This is a genomic window from Demequina pilifera, from assembly GCF_048814985.1.
In the GTDB taxonomy this organism is placed as follows: domain Bacteria; phylum Actinomycetota; class Actinomycetes; order Actinomycetales; family Demequinaceae; genus Demequina.
Genome location: NZ_JBMDTW010000001.1, coordinates 520,745 through 540,326 on the forward strand (window position 1 = coordinate 520,745; position 19,582 = coordinate 540,326).

The 19,582-nt window shown below is 62.5% G+C and carries 14 protein-coding genes; 5 read left to right on the top strand and 9 right to left on the bottom strand.

Features of this window, described 5'->3' with window-relative positions; translation table 11 throughout:
- The first annotated feature begins 40 nt into the window (after positions 1-40).
- Positions 41-1,237: a homoserine O-acetyltransferase MetX gene (metX, locus tag ACNI14_RS02320; protein ID WP_420518318.1), complete on the top strand. Its 1,197-nt coding sequence runs from the start codon at positions 41-43 to the stop codon at positions 1,235-1,237.
- A 94-nt stretch (positions 1,238-1,331) separates the two neighbouring features.
- Here metX (ACNI14_RS02320) and ACNI14_RS02325 read toward each other — a convergent pair whose 3' ends face one another.
- The 5 genes from ACNI14_RS02325 to ACNI14_RS02345 all read right to left on the bottom strand — a co-directional run bounded on the left by ACNI14_RS02325 (position 1,332) and on the right by ACNI14_RS02345 (position 4,998).
- Positions 1,332-1,904 carry a PIN domain-containing protein gene (locus ACNI14_RS02325; protein ID WP_420518319.1) on the bottom strand — a complete coding sequence of 191 codons (573 nt, stop codon included), beginning with the start codon at positions 1,902-1,904 and terminating at the stop codon, positions 1,332-1,334.
- A gap of 28 nt (positions 1,905-1,932) precedes the next feature.
- Positions 1,933-2,364, bottom strand: coding sequence for a helix-turn-helix domain-containing protein (locus tag ACNI14_RS02330; RefSeq protein WP_420518320.1), 432 nt, complete (start codon positions 2,362-2,364; stop codon positions 1,933-1,935).
- A 113-nt stretch (positions 2,365-2,477) separates the two neighbouring features.
- Positions 2,478-3,224: an SGNH/GDSL hydrolase family protein gene (locus ACNI14_RS02335; protein ID WP_420518431.1), complete on the bottom strand. Its 747-nt coding sequence runs from the start codon at positions 3,222-3,224 to the stop codon at positions 2,478-2,480.
- Between the two features lie 166 nt (positions 3,225-3,390).
- The gene (locus ACNI14_RS02340; RefSeq protein ID WP_420518321.1) at positions 3,391-4,521 is read right to left on the bottom strand and encodes an S-layer homology domain-containing protein; all 1,131 of its coding nucleotides are present in this window, start codon (positions 4,519-4,521) and stop codon (positions 3,391-3,393) included.
- 267 nt (positions 4,522-4,788) lie between these two features.
- Positions 4,789-4,998, bottom strand: coding sequence for a hypothetical protein (locus tag ACNI14_RS02345; protein ID WP_420518322.1), 210 nt, complete (start codon positions 4,996-4,998; stop codon positions 4,789-4,791).
- Between the two features lie 765 nt (positions 4,999-5,763).
- On the opposite strand from ACNI14_RS02345, the gene ACNI14_RS02350 reads away from it, so the two are divergent.
- The 4 genes from ACNI14_RS02350 (at position 5,764) to ACNI14_RS02365 (ending at position 12,316) form a co-directional block, all read left to right on the top strand.
- On the top strand, positions 5,764-7,113 hold the full coding sequence (locus tag ACNI14_RS02350; protein ID WP_420518323.1) for a bifunctional o-acetylhomoserine/o-acetylserine sulfhydrylase: 1,350 nt from the start codon (positions 5,764-5,766) through the stop codon (positions 7,111-7,113).
- 3 nt (positions 7,114-7,116) lie between these two features.
- Positions 7,117-8,292, top strand: a complete 1,176-nt coding sequence (gene metX, locus ACNI14_RS02355; RefSeq protein WP_420518324.1) for a homoserine O-acetyltransferase MetX — start codon at positions 7,117-7,119, stop codon at positions 8,290-8,292.
- Between the two features lie 1,993 nt (positions 8,293-10,285).
- Entirely contained in the window at positions 10,286-11,659 is a 1,374-nt protein-coding gene (locus tag ACNI14_RS02360; RefSeq protein WP_420518325.1) for a hypothetical protein, read from the top strand.
- A 225-nt stretch (positions 11,660-11,884) separates the two neighbouring features.
- A complete protein-coding gene (locus ACNI14_RS02365; protein ID WP_420518326.1) occupies positions 11,885-12,316 on the top strand; it encodes a hypothetical protein in 432 nt (143 codons plus the stop codon).
- 739 nt (positions 12,317-13,055) lie between these two features.
- Here ACNI14_RS02365 and ACNI14_RS02370 read toward each other — a convergent pair.
- From ACNI14_RS02370 to ACNI14_RS02385, 4 genes are all read right to left on the bottom strand, one after another.
- Complete coding sequence (locus ACNI14_RS02370) at positions 13,056-14,318, bottom strand: glycosyltransferase (protein ID WP_420518327.1); 1,263 nt, start codon at positions 14,316-14,318, stop codon at positions 13,056-13,058.
- A gap of 385 nt (positions 14,319-14,703) precedes the next feature.
- On the bottom strand, positions 14,704-15,819 hold the full coding sequence (locus ACNI14_RS02375) for a polysaccharide pyruvyl transferase family protein (protein ID WP_420518328.1): 1,116 nt from the start codon (positions 15,817-15,819) through the stop codon (positions 14,704-14,706).
- Between the two features lie 12 nt (positions 15,820-15,831).
- Entirely contained in the window at positions 15,832-17,037 is a 1,206-nt protein-coding gene (locus ACNI14_RS02380) for a lipopolysaccharide biosynthesis protein (protein ID WP_420518330.1), read from the bottom strand.
- A gap of 99 nt (positions 17,038-17,136) precedes the next feature.
- Positions 17,137-18,009: a nitroreductase family protein gene (locus ACNI14_RS02385; protein ID WP_420518331.1), complete on the bottom strand. Its 873-nt coding sequence runs from the start codon at positions 18,007-18,009 to the stop codon at positions 17,137-17,139.
- Positions 18,010-19,582: the final 1,573 nt, after the last annotated feature.

Consider the following 19,582-nt stretch of genomic DNA (forward strand, 5'->3'; position numbering starts at 1 on the left):
AAAAAACAGGCAGGCACCTGCCCCGCACTAGGGTTGCCGCATGGATGATGACGGCATCGAAACCGAGGCCTGGGCCGCCGACGAAGGCCCCGCCGTAGGCGCCCCGATACCCGCATCGGCCGCATGGCGCGAGGGGGACCACCCGGGCCGCCGGCACTTCTTCACCCTGGGGGATCTCGCGCTCGAGGCCGACCCTCTGGGCACCCTGCCGAACGTCACTCTCGCGTACGAGACCTGGGGCGAGCTCAATGCCGCCAAGGACAACGCCGTCTACATCGCGCACGCGCTCACGGGGGACTCTCACGTGTGGGGCCCCGCCGAGGAGGGCCACATCACCGGCGGCTGGTGGAACGCGATGGTGGGCCCGGGCCGGCCCATCGACCCGGAGCGGCACTTCATCGTGTGCGCGAACGTGGTGGGCGGCTGCCAGGGCAGCACGGGCCCCGCGAGCGCGCACCCCGAGGACGGCCGGCCGTGGGGATCGCGGTTCCCGTACGTGACCATGCGCGACATGGTGAACGCGGAGATCGCTCTCGCCGATCACCTCGGCGTCGACCGCTGGCGGCTCATCACCGGCCCGTCGATGGGCGGCATGCGCGCCATCGAGTGGACCGTCATGGCGCCGGGCCGCGTGGGCGCGATCGCGCCGGTGGGCTCGACCGCGGCCGTGACCGCGGACCAGATCGCGTGGTCCACCACTCAGCTCGCGGCCATCCAGGCGGACCCGAACTTCCGCGGCGGCGACTACTACTACGCTGCCGACGGCGACGGCCCCCACACCGGGCTCGGCATCGCGCGCATGATCGCGCACGCCACGTACCGGTCGGAGCGGGAGCTTGGCGAGCGGTTCGGCCGCCAGTACCAGGGCGAGACCGACCCGCTGGGCAAGGGCGGGCTGTTCGCGGTGCAGAGCTACCTGCAGCACCACGCGCGCAAGCTCGCCCGCCGGTTCGACGCCAATACATATGTACGTCTCGCTCAGGCCATCCAGAGCCACGACGTGGGCCGCGGCCGCGGCGGCGCCGAGACCGCCCTGGCCCGCTACACCGACCCCGCGCTGGTGATCGCGGTCGACTCCGACCGTCTCTACCCGCTCAAGAACTCGCAAAGGCTCGACCAGGCGCTCTCCGGCTCCGACGGCGTCAAGGTGGTCCACTCCCCCGTGGGCCACGACGGCTTCCTGGTGGAATCCGGTCAGCTCAACGCGTTCATGCAGGAGTTCGAGCGGTCGCTCTAACTTTCACGCGGCCGATGCGGGGGCTGGGTTCCCGCAGAATGACTAGTCTCGTCTCCGCACAGTGACTAGTGATGCCTCCGCAATTGTCGGGGAACTAGAGATCTGCGTGCTGGTGGCGCCACAAACGCTCCGCAAACTGTGGGCACCCCGCGTCCCGGAGCCGTTGCGGTAGGTCTGTCGACGGATCCTTGGAGCGCCAGTAGGTCCATTGCTGATGCATCACCTCACTGACCGACGTCGGACTCGAGTCGTCCACCAAGACCAGGAAGGAATCGGCATCGATCACTTCATACGGCAACTCGTCCAGCACTTGAGGCGGCAGGTGGAGGAAGTCCGAGTCATCGGTCAACAACATGTTGACCCCGCCAGCCAACGCCGCGGCATGCACGTGTAGATCGTTCGCATCGGTCAGTGCGGGGAACGGCTTCACAGCAAAGCCCTCGATGCGTTCCGACATCGTGGCCCGAAGCCGGTCAGCGATGCGGGTGATCACCTCGCCGTCTGCGTGGCGATTGCGCCGACGGATCCCGTACACCGTCTCCGCAAGAATGTCCTCTGTCCAACACGTCGCAAACATTCCGGGCGCGTTTATCTGGAGCAGCAGGATCCAATCTCGGAGAGTGCGCGACACTAGAACGTTTGCGTCAACGAGCACCCTGGTAAACACCCCGCCACCCTATCGACGGGGAACGACATCACTCCAGGTTCAACTCGTCCTCGAGCTCGAGCAGGCGTTCGAGTTCCTCTCGCTGACGGGCAAGACGTTCACGTCGGAGCGCCATGACATCGGCAGTCCGCACACGGGTATGCGCTCCGACCTTGTGCGAAGAGATCTCTCCTGATCGAACCCACTTCATGAGCGTGGAACGGCTCACGCCCAGTTGCTCAGCCGCCACCGTGGTGGTGAGCTCTTCCGGGAGCGCGCTGACTGTGACGGTCCGTCCGCGCGCCATGTCGTCAAGCAAGCGGACCACGAGCCTGCTGAACTCGGGGGTAATCTCGGGCGCGGCAATCGGGCGCTCAGTCGGCAGAGGCTCCGTCAATCTGGTGAGCCAGTTCGCCAGTGATCTCGATTGCGTCCGCTCCTCGCCTTCAAGGAAAATGCGGTCAGCTAGCGACTCAGTCATCACGTTCTCCAGTCCACGGCACGCGCGAGATGTAAGTGTTGCACGCATCAGTTATATCTGACAACCGATGAGTGCGCCGTTTCATGCCCATACGGATCACTCAGCCAAAGCCCTTACTGCCCCGCCAGGACCTCGCTGATGCGCTCGGCAAGGAAGGCGTGACCGGCGTCGGTGGGGTGAACGCCGTCGAGGCCAATCAGATCGTTGTCGCCCACGAACCAGTCCTCGGCGATCGGGTCGACCCAGGTTGCCTCAGCCTCCGACGCCGCATCGGACACGGCATCCCGCACGGTCAGGATCTCGGCTGGCGGATCTGCATCTGTCCACGGCGGGCCGATCACTATCAGCGTGGCGTCGGGCGCATTCGACTGCGCAATGACAAACGCCTCGTCAGCGGCTTCGCGCACCTCGTCGTACCCATACGAGGCGTCGTTGATGCTCCCAAAGAACACCACCGTGGCGGCATCAGCAGGAATCTCTTCCGCAAGGGCAACAAAAGACGCACCTGAACCGCCCTGCACGTATCCCACACCAGAGGTCGCAATCGGCTCCACACCGGCAATCGCTGGCCATCGTGAATCCTCGCCCGAGTCCGCAGGGGAACCCGCCGTATACGAGTCGCCGACCACCACTGTGCCGTCAGGGCCAAGCTCCGCAGCAGCGCTCTCCGTGCTCACAGCGGCCTGCGTAGGCGGAGCCCACTGCGGAACCTCGTCGACCTCCGACCGGTCCCACATGACATAGAAAGCGAGCCCCACCAAGAGCGCCAGTACCGCAATCGTCGCCCAATGGGGCACTCCGCCCAGTTCGCGTTTCAGCCAGGGCTTCTCGTACCCTCGATACTGCTTTTTCTTTGCCATGTACACCCCTCCAGCGTCGGGGAAATACTACTGGTTCAGTGGGCGAGCGCTAGCGGACAAAGAGGGACAATCACGTGAATTCATGGTCGAATTCGAAAACCCGCCCTTCGAAACTGGCGCACGGCATTGATTATGAAGGCCCACGCCCCGCCGTCGCGTTCGCGCCTCACTGTCCCGCTGGCTTCACCAGTTCCAGCTCGGGCGCCGAGCAGCCAGACGCGTCCACACATGACACGAACGGCCCGCTCGTGGACGGCGCGACAGAACTGTCAGCGGGCGTGGACCGCACACCGGGCTTCGGCAACTCGGCCACAGACAGTTCGGACGTCGAGCCCGCCTGGGGCTCGGACTCAGGCTCGCCAAACACCTCGTCGTAGCGGTAGATGAACGCCGCCATCGCGTCGCGCGTGATGGGGTCGTACGGCCGGAACTCCTTGCCTGTCGACGTGTCCCAACCCGTAGTGATCCCGGTCTCGGCGAGCCAGGTGATCTCCTCGTAGAACTCCGTGCTGATGCGGTCCACGTCCTCGAAAGGCGACGTCGCGGGCGGCACGACGTTGGGCGAACCCGCAAATCGGAAGAGGAACGCCGCCATGGCATCACGGGTAATGGCTTGGAACGGGCGGTATTCCACCCCGGCGTAGGTGTCCCAGCCCCTGGTGATTCCCTGTTCCGCGAGCCACGCGATCTCGTCATAGAAATCCGAGCTGGCCGGGGTCACGTCCACAAAGGCCGACTCTGCGGGCAGAGTCACCGGAGGCTCACCCGCATACCGGTACAGGAACGCCGCCATCGCATCGCGGGTGACCTTGCCGAACGGCCGGTACTGGCTGGTGCCGTCGCCGTTCGAATACCCGGTGGTGATGCCCTGGTCCGCGAACCAGGTGATCTCCTCAGCGAACTCCGAGTAGTACCGCGAGGAGGGGTTGTCCGAGACGTCGGTCAGCACCACGGGCCCGGGGGGCTCGACCACGACGCCATAGGACGACTTCTCGAGCGCCACACCTGGCGAGAAAACCGCCACCCAGACCTCTTCGCCGACATCTGCTGACGTGGGGATGTACGTCGAACGCGTCGCCCGTGGGATGGGATCGCCCCCGCGGTACCACTGGTACTCGAACTCCGGGACGTGCGGCGGCACGAGCGGCCCCCAATATCCCGTCGAGGCGCTCAGGGTGTAACCGGCCCGCCCATCGCCTGAGACCTCAGGCCAATAGCTCACTCCGGGCGCAGTGATCGCATGCTCGATCCAGGATTGCCAGTCTGCCCAGTCGGACGTCGGGTGGACGATGAGCATGGTCCACAGGCCGCCGTAGTCGACATCGTGGCTCGTAGCTTGGTAACTGAAGGTGCACTCGCCCACAAGTCCCGGAGAAATAACCGTCGGCAACGCAAGGGTCCACAAGCCGACGGCGCGGTTGATCTCAAAATCCCACAGGACGTCGGGTTCGAAGTTGCAGGCGCGCCTTGCCGGGTGAGCCGAGTACTCAGAGTCGAAGGCGAAAAGAATGTCGACGAACGCGCCGGGATCGACGGTCAGCGGCGCACCGGTGTCGTTGCGGACCTAGTAAGTGAATTCGTACCACTCGCCCGCGACCACCTCGCGGTCGTCGTCGGGAGACGAGGTCGTGATCGTCAGGAACCCCTGCTCGTCGTCGGCCGCGGCCGGCGCGGCGGGAATCAGCATCACCGCCAGCAGCGCCGCCGTCGCAGCAAGGGCCGCTACGAACTTCGAACGGTGAGAGTCAGTCGAGCCCAGAACGCTGGAGCGCATGCAATTCCCCTCAGAATCGTGGCGCCCATCCGCGATGCGCGCGCGACCATGGTTTCGGCGGCGTCACCCCATGTCAACAACCATGACTCGCAATGGGACCGGGTCGGCGTCCGCGTCGCCCGGCCTCGCTCGCGCCTCCCTGCGGGAGGACGGAGGGCCTTGGCACTACGGCCGATGCGCGTGCCCGGCTTCACGCCGGCCGCGCGGGACGGGGAGGGTGGGGTTTCGCTACAGCCACTTGATCATGTGCGCCTACTCTGCATCGTCGCTGGCGGCGAGGCCCGGTGGCTGCGGAACTGGTTCCGCCGCATACCCGGCGCCCCCTGATTCGTCACGTCTCGTGTGAGGTACGTCACTATCGTGTCGGCCGCCTGGGCCGCGGGTCAATCCCCCAGTTATGGGGGTAGCCAAAGGCCTCGAACCGCGATAACGGGCGCATATCACCTCGTATCGCCCACGATGGCGAGCACTCGTTTGGTCGCTCGCGCAACTCTGTCCTAGACTCACCAGCATGTTCCGTCGAATGTGTCGCTGACCAGCGCACGTTCGGCGTGCGCCCGCTCGGGCGCGCCTTTCCAAGGCGAACCGCGACCGGCCCCATCAGGGCCGGCTGCCGCCCCTCGGGCACACGCCACGTGACACCAGGCCCGTTCATGGGCCGTGGGCCGGCGGCGATCCCGTGACGGTCGACGGGTGATGACGGGCCAGCCCGATCCATCACCACTGAGTAACCGACCACGCAACCGAGAACCCGAGGAGCACACCATGACCCGCGACAGCTGGGCCTTCGAAACCAAGCAGATCCATGCCGGCCAGGTCCCGGACCCCGCGACCGGCGCCCGCGCGCTGCCGATCCACCAGACCACGTCCTATGTCTTCGAGGACACGGAGCAGGCCGCCGCCCGCTTCGCTCTCGCGGAGCTCGGCCCCATCTACACGCGCATCGGCAACCCCACGCAGCAGGCCGTCGAGGACCGCATCGCGGCGCTCGAGGGCGGCGTGGGCGCGCTGCTGCTCGCGTCGGGATCCGCGGCGAACACCATCGCGATCCAGAACCTGGCCGAGGCCGGCGACCACATCGTCTCCTCCCCCTCGCTCTACGGCGGCACGTACAACCTGTTCCACTACACGCTGCCCAAGTTCGGCATCGAGGTCTCGTTCGTCGAGAACCCGGATGACCCGGAGTCGTGGCGCGCGGCCGCCAAGCCCAACACCAAGGCGTTCTTTGGCGAGTCGATCTCCAACCCCAAACAGGACGTGCTCGACATCGAGGCCGTCGCCGGCGTCGCCCACGAGATCGGCGTGCCGCTCATCATCGACAACACGGTCGCGACGCCGTACCTGGTCGAGCCCCTCAAGTGGGGCGCGGACATCGTCACGCACTCCGCCACCAAGTACTTGGGCGGCCACGGCACCACCATCGGCGGCGCGATCGTCGACGGCGGCTCCTTCGACTACGCCCAGTACCCGGAGCGGTTCCCCAACTACAACACCCCGGACCCGAGCTACCACGGCCTGGTCTACGCCCGTGACCTGGGAGTCGGCTCGGCGTTCGGCGCCAACCTGTCCTACATCCTCAAGGCACGCGTGCAGCTGCTGCGTGACACCGGACCGGCTATCTCGCCGTTCAACGCGTTCCTGATCGCCCAGGGCATCGAGACGCTGTCGCTGCGCCTTGAGCGCCACGTCGAGAACGCCGGCAAGGTCGCGCACTACCTCGAGGCTCGCGACGACGTTCACTCGGTCGCCTACTCGGGCCTCAAGTCCTCGCCGTGGCACGCGCTGCAGCAGAAGTACGCCCCGCGCGGCGGTGGCGCCGTGCTGGCCTTTGAGATCGCGGGCGGCAAGGACGCGGGCCAGGCCTTCGTCGACGCCCTCGACCTGCACTCGCTGGTCGCCAACATCGGCGACGTGCGGTCGCTGGTGATCCACCCCGCGACCACCACGCACTCGCAGCTCACCGAGGAGGAGCAGGCAGCCGCCGGCGTCACGCCAGGTCTGGTGCGCCTGGCCGTGGGCCTCGAGCACATCGATGACATCCTCGCGGACCTCGAGCTGGGCTTCGCGGCGGCCAAGGCCGTGCGCGAGGGCGCCGGACAGGCAGCGACGGTCTGACCCATGACTGAAACCGGAGCGTCGGTGGCGCCAGGCAGCATCAACCGTGGTGAGAAGCCGCGCGCGACCGCGGCCTGGCGCCCCGGCGACCCGGTGGGTCACCGCCGGTTCCTCGAGATCGAGGCACTCCCCCTCGAGGCCGATCCTCTCGGCAGCATTGATGTCTCCCTCGCCTACGAGACGTGGGGCGAGCTGAACGAGGCCAAGGACAACGCCGTCTACGTGGCCCACGCCTTCACGGGCGACAGCCACGTCATGGGCGATGCCGAACCGGGCCACCCCAGCCCCGGCTGGTGGCCCGGCATCGTGGGCCCCGGCAAGGCCATCGACCCCGATCGCCACTTCATCGTCTGCGCCAACGTGGTGGGCGGGTGCCAGGGCACCACCGGCCCGGCACACCCCCACCCCGAGGACGGCAAACCGTGGGGATCTCGCTTCCCCTGGGTGACCGTGCGCGACATGGTCGCAGCAGAGGTCCGGCTAGCCGATGCGCTCGGCATCGATCGCTGGCGCATGGTCCTTGGTCCATCGCTGGGAGGGCTGCGCGCACTTGAGTGGGCGGCCTCGTACCCCGAGCGCGTGCAGAGCATAGGGGTGATCGGCGCCACGGCCGCCACCACCGCCGACCAGATCGCGTGGGGCTCCGCCCAGGCACAGGCCATCCGCCTGGACCCAGACTTCAACGACGGCGACTACTACGACACCGAGCGAGGGCCGCACAGAGGCCTCGCCCTGGCGCGGGAGATCGCGCACACGACCTATCGAACGTCAGCGGAGCTCGAGGCAAGGTTCGGCCGCGACGTCCAGCACGGCGACCCGCTGACCCCGGACGGCCAGTTCGCGGTGCAAAGCTACTTGGCTCATCACGGCAACAAGCTCGTCGACCGCTTTGACGCGAACTCTTACCTGCGCATGATTCACGCCGTGGACACTCACGACGTGGGTAGAGAACGGGGTGGAGCAAAACAGGCGCTCTCACATTTTGAGGGCCAAGCGCTCGTGGTGGCAGTTGACTCAGATCGGCTTTACACGGTCGAGGACGCCCACCTCACCGCGGCCGCGCTGCCCCGCAACCCCGAAGCAACCGTGCTGCACGCAACAAGCGGTCACGATAGCTTCTTGGCGAACTGGCCTGCGCTCGACGATGAGGTACGGCGAGCGGAACACATACTGGTCTAGGCGTTCCGAGTATGAGCGCGCGCACTGCCCATGGGTCGGAGCACGAGCTTGGTGACAGGGTCGGCACCTAGCATTAGGGTGGCATCGACCCGCTGCGCAAAGACGGGGTGGTCGCGGCGCAGAACTACCTGCAGCACCGCATGCACAGGATCGCACAACGGTTTGACGCGAGCACGTGTGCACGTCGCACCCAAGCGATCCAGACCCACGACAGCGGCCGCGTCGAAACCGCCGTAGCCCGCCACACCAAACCGCGGACTGATGATCGCAATCGATTCCAACGGTCTATACCCGCTCCAGAACTCATAGCGGCTAGACCAGGCGATGTCAGGCTCTGAAGGCGTCAACTCAGTCCACCACCCCGTGGGACACGACGGATTCCTGGTGGAATCGGACCGGTTTAGGGCGTTCATGCAGGAGAACGAACGCCTGCTCTAACAGCGATTAAGCGACCGATGCGCGAGGTCGGCCCAGTGCTAAGTTACAGGGGCAAGTGCATCCCGTTAGCAGCCAAGGAGTGCAGCTTAGGAATCCTGTTGACGGGCGCATCGAACGGTTCAGCCTCGACCCACGGGACCGTGGCGAGTCCGTCTCGGTGTTCTGCGGCATGCCAGTTGAAGGCCAAAGGATGGTCGGCATGGCAGGGATTCAACGGGCAACGCCACTACTGCAATCCCGACCAAGTACGAGTCCGTGGATCTCTGGTTCCAGAGCCTCACCGTCTCCGATCCAGCGATGTGCATCGCGGCTCGCACGGCAGTCCTGGCAAGCCCTTGCTCGCTTGGCGCTTGATTCGCCTTACACGAATGCGGCAAGCGTGGAGACGTTGCGGACAAGTTTAAACCAATGGTTAGGTTAACAGGTAGACTCAACCGCCGACCCGGTAGATGTGCGGACGACCGAAGTCTCGACGACCGAAAGCAATTGGGAAACCGACGGCTCGGCAGTGGTTCACACCGCCAACAAATCGTCGCGCGAGTTGGCGCTCCCAACCGCCGCTCGCAGCGAAGTCACCGTCGCCCGACAATGCGCTGGGGCACTCCCGCAGCAACCAATGATCGCCCCTGACCTAGTCGCCTAAGTTGGCGCATCGAACTACCTGTGGCTAAGCATCGCCACGGCGACGAACAACGGCTCGTGCGGTCGCCGAACCGACGAATCGAAGGTGCCGAAACGACACCGGCTACCGGAGCATTAAGCGACCTGAACACCCATTGAGCCCGCGAAATCCGACCCTGGAGGCCCCATTCCACGTCGACACAAGTGCATTCTCGGGCACCCTAGGGACACCAACAGTCAGCGAACCCCTCGCAGCGACAGATCTCGCCGCCATGCAAGGCGCAACCAGCATCGGAGTCTTCGACTCATCCCCCTGCACGGGCGAGAGAATCGAGTCACCCGTATGGTACATAACGAAGGCCTCAGCCAACTGGGTGCTTTGCGCTCAAAGCGGCTCAATCTCAAGTTCGCGAATCGCGGCGCCAATGCCGATCAATGCAGACCTGTACCCGCATACGCGTGACTCACATATCGTAAACTCAACGGACAACTACATCGCACGATATCTAGATAATAGCTACGGGGCACCCCCTCTCCCGATGCCTTTGCGCGAAAATTGTGCCGACGCGGGCATTGTGGAGACGTCGCAAAAACGGCGAGCCCCTCCGTGTTTGGAATTTCGGGTCCGGCTACACGTTGAACAATGCACGGCCATACTGGTCTCTGACGGCACGTACGGTGTCGCTTGCGTGCCAGCAACCAAAGCATTCATGGCCGAGCCACACTACAATATTCCTTCAGCGCAGCAGGTGGTGCCCATGCCTGCCCCGGCGAGGAAGTCGGCGGTGCCTAAGAGCAGATCGTCGGTCCACACAAACGCGCTCGAGGCCTACCTCACCTCGCTCTGGCCTGCCCTGAACCCCCGCACAACGGCACGGGTATGATCGTACCCGTGCGGACTGGAGCGATAAACATAGCGGCTGTCGCACTTGTCGTGGTTGCCGTTGTCTTTGCGGTCGGACACCACGCCTACGCCGCGCTCGCGGCAGCGGGCATTTTTGGCCTCACCCTCATGCGTTTTCCCGTAGGGCGTCTGGCGGTATTTATCCTCGGGGGCTTGGCGCTAATGGGGGGCACTTCCGGCCTTGGGCCGACAAAGATCCTATACGCAGGGATCGTTGTGACTTGCTTCGTGATCTCCTGGTGGCGAGTATCGCGCAGCAGTGATGAGGACTACCGGCGCCCCGCGAAGTTGGCCCAACGCGCATCGGGTGCAATGTTCTTGGCGATGGCCCTCGCGGTGGCGGTCGGCTACTCCAGCGGCCACGACCTCTCTCTAATCGGGCAGGACGCGTTCACCTATTTTCTGATCGCCGTCTCGCCTGTAATCGGCCTCGACGCGGGCATGAAGGGCAGCATGCGCGCGGTGCGTACGCTGACAGTGGCGGCCGGTTCGGTCGCTGCGATCAGTTGGGCTGTGTGGTGGCTCGCACGTCGAGGAAGCTCGATCGCCGGGCTCGAGCGGCTCACGATGGTGACGTCTTTCCTCGGGTTCGCCGTGTTTGCGATCGCGCTTACTCTCGCGGTCAATGCGTCCTCGCGCATGGGTAGTGCAGCCTGGATTGCCTTCGCCGCTGCAATCCCGATCATTTACATTGCCGCAGGCAGTCGGAGCATGGTGGTATTCGCCGCGGGTCTTCTAGGAGTAGTCGGCGCATCCCGCTACGGACGCCTGGCTCCCGGGCGCTTCGCGCTACTAGCGGCGGCAATCGGTAGCGCTGCAGTCGCGGTGCTACCCATCGTGATCCTTGCTGTTCCGGATGGCGATCGCATCCTCCAACGCTTCACAAGGACACTTGAGTTACTGGAGAATGACAGTATCGGGCGAGACGGCAGCGTGATCGAGCGCAGCAGAGCATACGAGTTCACCGCCGCTCTGTTCCAACAGTCGCCAGGTGTCGGGCAGGGCTTTGGCCACGTGTATCCATCAGTCAGCGGCGAGGCGTCCGGCGACCTAAAGGTCGACAGTCCCTTGCTGATCTTCTCGAAGTTCGGCATCCTTGGAGCCGTCGCCGTGATCGGCTTTCTCGCCCTTGTCTGGCTAGTCGTCCGCGCACTCGATGGCCCGGGCGAGCTTCGCATGGGTCAGACCGTGCTGCGCGTGTTTGTGTGGATCACCGTCTTCCGCATGGCGTTCGTCGCCCCAACTGAGGACAAGGGTTTCGCCTATGCAATCGCGCTGATGATCTGCTTCGCGGCTACCGCCTCGAGGTTTCCTGACCAATTTCTGAGATCCAAGCCCCGTGGCGCACGGGCGGGAACAACTACCAGTGCCACACGGCAACGGTTGCTAGCGCGAACACGCTAGCTGGGTCCGGCCACTTGGCAATGTGCATGTCGACACCACTTCCGCCGAAGAGATGGCAGGCCGCACCCAACGCAATAGAGCCAGCGACATAGCCGCGGTCCACCCGCCGTCCGAGTCATGGAAAAGTGTGAGCTGTACCCCGGCTTGAGGCCGCTTCCTTCCGAGTCCGGAAGGGAGATAGACACCCTGCCAAATAGGATCCTGGGGGACACCAAGCAGCGTATCGTGCGGTTCGCCCTCGACCACCTTGCTGAGTCTCCAAATCTCACCGTCGCGTGGAAACTGGCCGCTGGTCGGGTCGGGTTCGGGGCCGACTCCTTGCGCCGTTGGGTCCGCCAGGCGCAGGTCCACGCGGGCAACCGGCTTGGCGTCAGCCTGAGTGGGTCGGAGCGGATCCGTGCCCTCCACCGCAAGAAGCGCTCAATGTGTGAAGCCAACGCGATCCTGAAGGACGCCGGGGTACAATCGAGTCAATGGGACTCGACCCCCGACAAGGCCGGAAAAGCCGCGTTCATCGACGAGCAGCGGGCCACGGGTCGTGCGGTCGATCCGATCTGCAACGTTGCGAGTCAGCAGGCGCGCGTCGCGAGCCACGAGCATACCGAGTCATCACGAGCCGCCCGACGTCGCTGCGCGATCGCGGCGGCGCGGTCGTGATCGACGCGCTGCTCGAAGTCACTGGAACCCCTGAAGGCACGTACGGGCGGCGCGAGTTTCTCTCCCACGTGAGCCAATGCGGGCTCGACGTCAGTGCACGGCAAATCGATCGACTCATGCGTGATCTCGGCATGAACGGTCGGGCCGAGGACGCGGTTGGTTGCGGACGTCACCGATGCTAGGACCTGAGCAAGATTCGCGTATATGCCGTGCGTGATCGACTGCTACCCGCGTAACATTGTCGGCTGGCATGCGTCGATGACGGAGACGACGGCGTTGGTGACGACGGCGCTGCGGATGAACATCTGGCGACGCGACCAAACGGGCCGCCCCTCGGGCGAAGCCCTCGTGCGCCGCTATGATACGTGCAGACATTTTGGGTTGGTGTCCCTCACCGAGACCCCTGCTCTCGAGCGCATCGCGGCATCCATTGGGCCAATTGGCGCCGCTACGAAAACGCACTGGCAAAGCCCACCGCCGGGGGCTGTTTGAGAACAAGGCCGTCCCCGACTACTCACCGCCCAAAGACGGTCTGCTAAAGCGTCGCCTTCAGGACTTTGAGCGGATCACGATGGCCGGGGTCAATTTGTAAAACCAGCACCGCCTACAGGCCCACGTCGGACACGTCCAACCAGACGAGTTCGAAGGCATCCCTACATCAACACTCCGACACGACCGGTGCTGGCACACGCATAGGACCGGTAAGAACCCCGAGACGGTTCACTGCAATCCAATTCAGCTAGTCCTTCCCAAATCTTCGAGCAAGGGCCGCCAAATGCGTTCGAGCGCTCTCGCCTTCAAACCTCATCGCCAGTTGCCGCGCGGGATTTCCAGCCACCACGGCGAAATCCGGCACATCTCTAGTAACTACGCTACCTGCCGCGACAACAGCACCGTCACCAATCCGAATACCCGTCAGGACGACGGCGCCATAACCGAGCCAAACATCCGAACCAATTACAGTATTGTCTCTGGGGGTAACCTCGCGATCGCCAATCCACGACGCATCCAGTATCGGTACGCCAACCTCACTAATCGAGTGATCATCACGACCAACGATGGCAACATTAGCGGCCATAAGAACGTGGTGCCCAATGGACCCGCTAGCCTCGATCGTACAATTTCTTCCAACATGCGTCGATTCTCCGATACTTAGACCATGGATCGAACGCACAACGCTGCCCTGCCCAATAAACACATTTCTCTCAAGAGTGACACGACCGTGCAAAGCAGTACGTCTCTGAATCGCCTGATGGAAAGCGCGCAGATAGCGGCCGCCGGGAATTGTTGAAGAACGGCCTCGTTCCGGGGGCGATGCCATCGTCTGAGAGGCTATTGCTTCCACGAAGCCTGTGGCCATCGAGTCCGCCGAATATCGCTCTGCGACAAGGGAAACAAGCATCTCCCGCCGTCCCTCCCATATGTGAACTTCCTTGAGGAACTTCTGCATGGTGTCACACAGCTCTGCTGCAGAGTCACTCTCAAAACTCGCACCAGTGTTTTCATCAAAGAGCTCGTACTCGGGAGCGTGTGGCTCCCGATCCGCAACAATCATCGGCACCCCGAAGCCGAGAGACTGAGTGAGACTAAGTCCCACATAACCTGGCGATACTGCTGCGATCGCCTTTGAGTACAGGGTCCGCAGACGCTCGAAGTCCGCCACGTGACCCAGGAATGACACTCGATCCGACACACCCAACTGATCTGCCAAACGGACCAAGTGATCGCGCTCAGGCCCTGTTCCTGCGATCACGAGACGAGCCTGCGGTGAGAGTTCGACAAGCTGCGCGAAAGCCGAGATGAGAAGGGCGGGCTTCTTTTCCCTGACTAGACGCCCAACATACAGAAATGAGTCGCGAACCGATTCCGAACTGTACCCAAGCAAATTCGCGGGATAGAGCCCATTTGCGGCCACCCACACCGGCGTTCTTGGGTCCTCGCGCGCCACAATATCTTTGTCGCCCCAGGTGTAACAAACAACGCCGTCTGCAAGCCTCCTCATGAAGCGACGCAGTGGAACCGTCTTCGAGTTGGCGCCCGCTCGGGGAAGCACGTGGCCCCAAACCAGGGTCCGCCTGCGAGGGCTGACGCGCCTTGAAAGTAAGAGCGCCCATGCAGACAATGACCGGGGGTTGAGATCAGTTACGACTACCTGTTGTCTGCGGGCGACGGCCAGGGCTCCGCTTTGCCAGAGAAGTCTCGCCCCAAGAAGGGAACGGTTCTTTAGTTGCCTTCGGTCAAAATCGCTAATGTCGGCGGACTGCACAGTAGAGACTAAATGAGCATCACCAGACGCGAATATGACTCCGTCGCCCAGTTGACGTCGTACTCCCTCTATGAAATGGCTTCGATACTGAGGGAGCACTGCTACGATGACGGCCGCGGTCCTAGACATTTCGCGATTTCCCGTTGTCACCGACAGTGACCCTAAGCCGAGTTGCCTGGCTAGATAGCTCCATATTCGCCCTCCTGATAGCGTCAAGCAATTCTGGACGGCTAGAGAGCAGGCTGTGCGCCTTCGCCTGCAAGTTCGAACTCGTGGCAGTCGCGTCGACAGAGACCCCTTCCACCCCAATATTCGAAAAGGTCACGCGTACTTTTGGTTTCGGAGAGTCCACATACTCTATCGGCACAGCGCCCTCCATCGCGGCAAGGATCAGGACATGAAGCCGGTCACTCAGCACGAAGCGGGCGCGGCCATACAGAGCGCGCAAAGCAGTCTCATGTCGTATGTCATCGCCGACCACCCAGTCGAGATGAGTGGCGCCCATCTCTGCTAGCTCGGTGGCTAGTGCCGCGTTCCTATCGCGATCGGAAGACACTTGACTCACACAAACCAACTTCAGGTCGTGCAGTTGCGCTAATCCACGGATGGCATCCAGGACTGCGCGGCGGGGGTACGGACGGGCACCCCTGTAACTAATGACGAGCACATCGCGCTCTTCAGGCGATTGCCCCGCTTTCCATTCTCCTGAGAAGGCCGCATCAGGTGCCTTCTCACCGAATCGGATGAGGGCGAGACTATCGGAGTTGCGCCACATGGATACCGTAGAGAGCTTAACGGCGAGCCTGTGAATCCAGACCCCCGCGGACGATGTCCTACCGACTCCCCGTGGTGGTCGAATAACAACGGACTTGCGAATGCGAAGGCATGCAGTGAGAGCGAGTAGCACAATCTCACTAGGGACATCCCGGTGAGCCAGGGGCACCTCGCCAGGGTCCAGCGCCAAGAATCGCGGTCCACGGCCAAGAGCCGCCTTGCGTAGCCACCGCCACTTGCTGTCACTGCGATAGATACGTGTGCTGTCCGGAAGCCTCAACTGTCGAATCCACTCATCGGGCGCGGATCCGACATATACGTGAGCACCTGCCCGGGACTCTTCAGAAAACCACTCGAGAACTTGCCGTCTAATCACGGCGTCGCCAATATTTCCATAGGCCCCGGTCGCCACAGCGAACATTGTGGGAATCTGCATATTCATCGCTCCTAGCTCGATATTCATTTTGGCCGCAAGTTAGGTGATACTTTTCCGACCACCGAATGCGTAACCGATAGCCATCATCAGAGTCTGTATGAAGAATGCCGATACAAGTCCAACTGCGGCCCCAATCGCTCCATGGATACTCGCTAGAGCTGCAATAGCGATAACGCAATAGACTGAAGTCACCGTGGATGAGATGCCGACAAGGCGTTGGCGGCCCTGAGCCTGGAGTACCCCTGCCAGTATGGAGGCTGTGACGCCAAAGATGAGGCCTACACAGACAATTTGGACGGGCACCACCGAGGGCAAGTACTCCGGGCCGAGTGCCCAAGGAATGGCAGTGGGTGCAACGTAGGCCAGCGCGAGGTAAATGGTCGCCATCGCAAGTAGCATCGCCACGAGCAGTGCCCTAGTAGTTCGTGCTATCAGACCCTGATCCCGGACGATTTGCGGAATCAGAACGGCCACCAAAGAAGACGGGAGTATACGCAAAGGGTTCGTTAGGCGGCTCGCGACTGCATATAGTCCCGCTTGGTATGGACCGACAACGAATGCTGTAATCGCAGTGTCTAGGCTGCGAACCTGTGTAGCGACCGTGTGGAGCCAGTACGCTCTCGTAAGCCCTAGTAGTCCGCCAAGTCCGATGTTCTCTAACTTGGGAAGCCTGGGTGCCAACAGCCGGCGAACTACCAACAGCGCTCCCAGGGAAGTCACTGCCTGAGAGACGGTGAATGCCCAGATCGGATCGGTGCCGAGTAGTAGTAGGGGAACCAAGGCGACGAAGGCCGCTGCTCGTCTGCCCAGAAGCACTGACGCATTAAGTCTGGCGTCCCTATCCGCGACCGCTACTGCCATCGAGACCTCACAACTCTTCTCCCCTGCGAGCCAAACGGCCAACGGCAGGAGCGCGAGAAGTGACCAATCTACGAAAAGGGCGAAGACAAGCACGCCCGCTGAGTACAGAGCGGCGCCGATACTAGTGGCCACCGCGTTCACGTGGATTGCATATGTGATTCGACCGTCTTCGCGGCGGTCTGGACGCGTCCTCAAGATGAAGGTCGTTAGGCCCAAGTCCGAAAGCGTTTGTGGCACCACCGTGAGCGCAATGGCAGCAGTCAGTACGCCAAAATTGGACGGGCCCAGCCTCTCTGCCATGAGCAAAAGCACGGCCGCCTGCAGTAGCGCTGCTGCGACTCTTCCGCCTGAGACCCAGGAGAACTGGCGTGTCAGGCTACTCATCGGGCCACTTCACTAGCGGACTCCCCAATCCTGCCTCAAGTCGCTCGGCCCATCACTGATGATTGCTAGCGGTGATCGTGCGTAGACACGGGTGTCGTGTCAGTTCCTGGTCGTCGCTGATGTCGAACCAATGGTGTTTCGATGCCTGGTAGCACCATGCACCTCGAGCACCTCTGTCTCGTCTCGTCTGGTGGACCTAGCAACTCGGTAGCCGTTTCGCGGACGCCCGACGGCAATAAGCACGATGATGTCCTCTTCTTCAGGGATGTCCGCCGCCGCACGCAACTTGTTAGAAGAAGAATTGTCACGAGACCAGTTCAGAAAGCAGTTAGCTGCTCCTCGCGAATGCAAGGCCCAGACAACACTCATAGCGAACATGCCGCCATCGATCCACCGCTGGTTGCGTTCTCCTGTGCCGCTGAACAAGCCGGTACGGGAAGTGACAACAAGGACCGCTGGGATTTGACTAGCGAAAGCGGCGCTGCCGCTATGGTGTCGGAGTACCTCCTGCGCGAACTCTCCCTCGTAGTAATGGGTTCGCCAAGGCTGTCGATTACAGACTGATGGAGTGTTTTGTGCGTCTGCGATAGCGGCCCTGATTGTTTCCAACGGAATCGCGGAACGAGGCTCAAAATCACGAACGCTGCGCCTCGTGGAAAATAGCGCTCCGTACGATTCTTGATCGCTTTGGCTTGGTTGCCAAGCGCGAACCCGCGGTGCAACGAGGTCGGTAATATCACCAGTCTCGTTCCAAACCTCCAACGCAGCCAATGCGTCAGTTGCGTAATCAATGTACGGTGCCTTGCCGCCACCAGCATCCCAGGCCCGAGGAATCAGCGAGGCCAACCTCATCGCTGGCTCAGAGCCAAACGGCCGACGCGGGTTGCTAAGGGAGAGACCCTTCTCGATACGATGGTACTCCTTCGTCACCTGGCACTCGAAGTTGTCATTCGAGAGCCCCACAAAGTTCATGTCGCCGGTCGGAGCACTGATGCGTTGATATCGGAACGAGTCTCTTATGGACTCCCGAGTGCTACGAACACGCGCGGCAAAATTGCGTGTAGCACGCCACACCCTCACCTGCACTCCGATCTGTTGACGCCTGAGGTCATCCTTCGCACCGAAAGTCGTGTCAGTGAAACCCCCGCCGAAACATTATCGCACGCCCCAATCTTCGCCAAGGCAAACCGCTCCTATTGAGCTCAGCCTGGTGACCGTCCCGCGAACACGCTCGCTGCACCCGCGAGGAAGCGCTGTATGGCGGGGTTGTTCGGCTAGCGCCAGCAGCCCCGTACTGCAATCAAGGCCTCGAAGTTGACGCTCAGTCAGTTCTGGCTTGGTTGCCGGAACTCATTTGCAGAGACCAGCAGATGCCGGGCAGGGTTCCGTCCGATATGCCGAACGTGGCGTGCACTTGCTCGTTGAGCTGCGTGTCTCACAGGCGCCACCGATATCCCGTCCACGCAGCGAATCACCGCTTGGCTCACCGCCGCGCCCGAGGCACTGCGACTTCAGCTTCGGCAGGAACTGATTGACGTGACTACATCGGGCGGTCTAAGGCGACAGTACGGCCAGTGACTATTGGCTTCATCGGCGACTATTCGGCGACCCGGGCCGAGAGTGGCAGGTCTGCCGCTACCTTGCAGTCGTCAACTGCACGCTTGTGCGGGGCGCCCGTGGGGTCGCTACTCGCGGATTGATCCGCAATGATGGATGATGCAGTCGCGTGACGTGCATTTCGGAGCTGTTTGTCGCACTTTGGCCGTGACGGAGTGCCAGCCCGTAGCTACCCCACACGACAGGTCACGGTGTCGAGGCAGACATCAAAGCCTGGCGGCAACTGCCCCACCACGACCCTCCGCGTCCCCGAGTTCGGACAGCCAATCTCGTTCGCTTTGGAAGCCATTTTCCGCCGAGTGCGCATACGGGCTGGGTTGCAGAGTCGCCCGCCCCCCAAAGAATCGGGCGAACCGAGCGTGAACTAGTGCAGATGGTACTGAGGCGGACCAGCTCGAAGTGGAAGCCAGCGTCCGTGCAGGACTCGCGTATCGGCTCAACTCACGCCTCCCATACAACACCTCGCCCCAAGCCTGGCGTGAAGGTAGCCATCCCAATCTTCACTGCTTCGGAAACCCAACGAGACTGCTGCCGCTCTTTGTTGACGGCGTCGGCGTGGTCACCTCCCACACTGGTCTCGTCGCCCGGGCAGCGTCGCGACATCCCCGTCTCATATCCGTCAGTTCACTATTCCGAAGTGCGTGCCACTCGACATGGCCGAACGCTCGTTCTCGCCAGGCTTGGACGTGAGCCCTTGCTGCAACTACATGGCAATGCTCCTCACGCTCAAGCTAAACACACGGGCCACTTCGATTCGGCGCCTACATATCTCAATTTCCATGGAAGTAGGACTTGAGTCGAACCCAAGACGAATTTCTACTCGAGGCTTTTCACACGCGCGACCGAGATGCGGCATGATTGTCGTACTGAGCCTGTTCGAAGACCTAGACTCAACCCCAATTTTGTCCCAATTCTGAGCACACTGAGG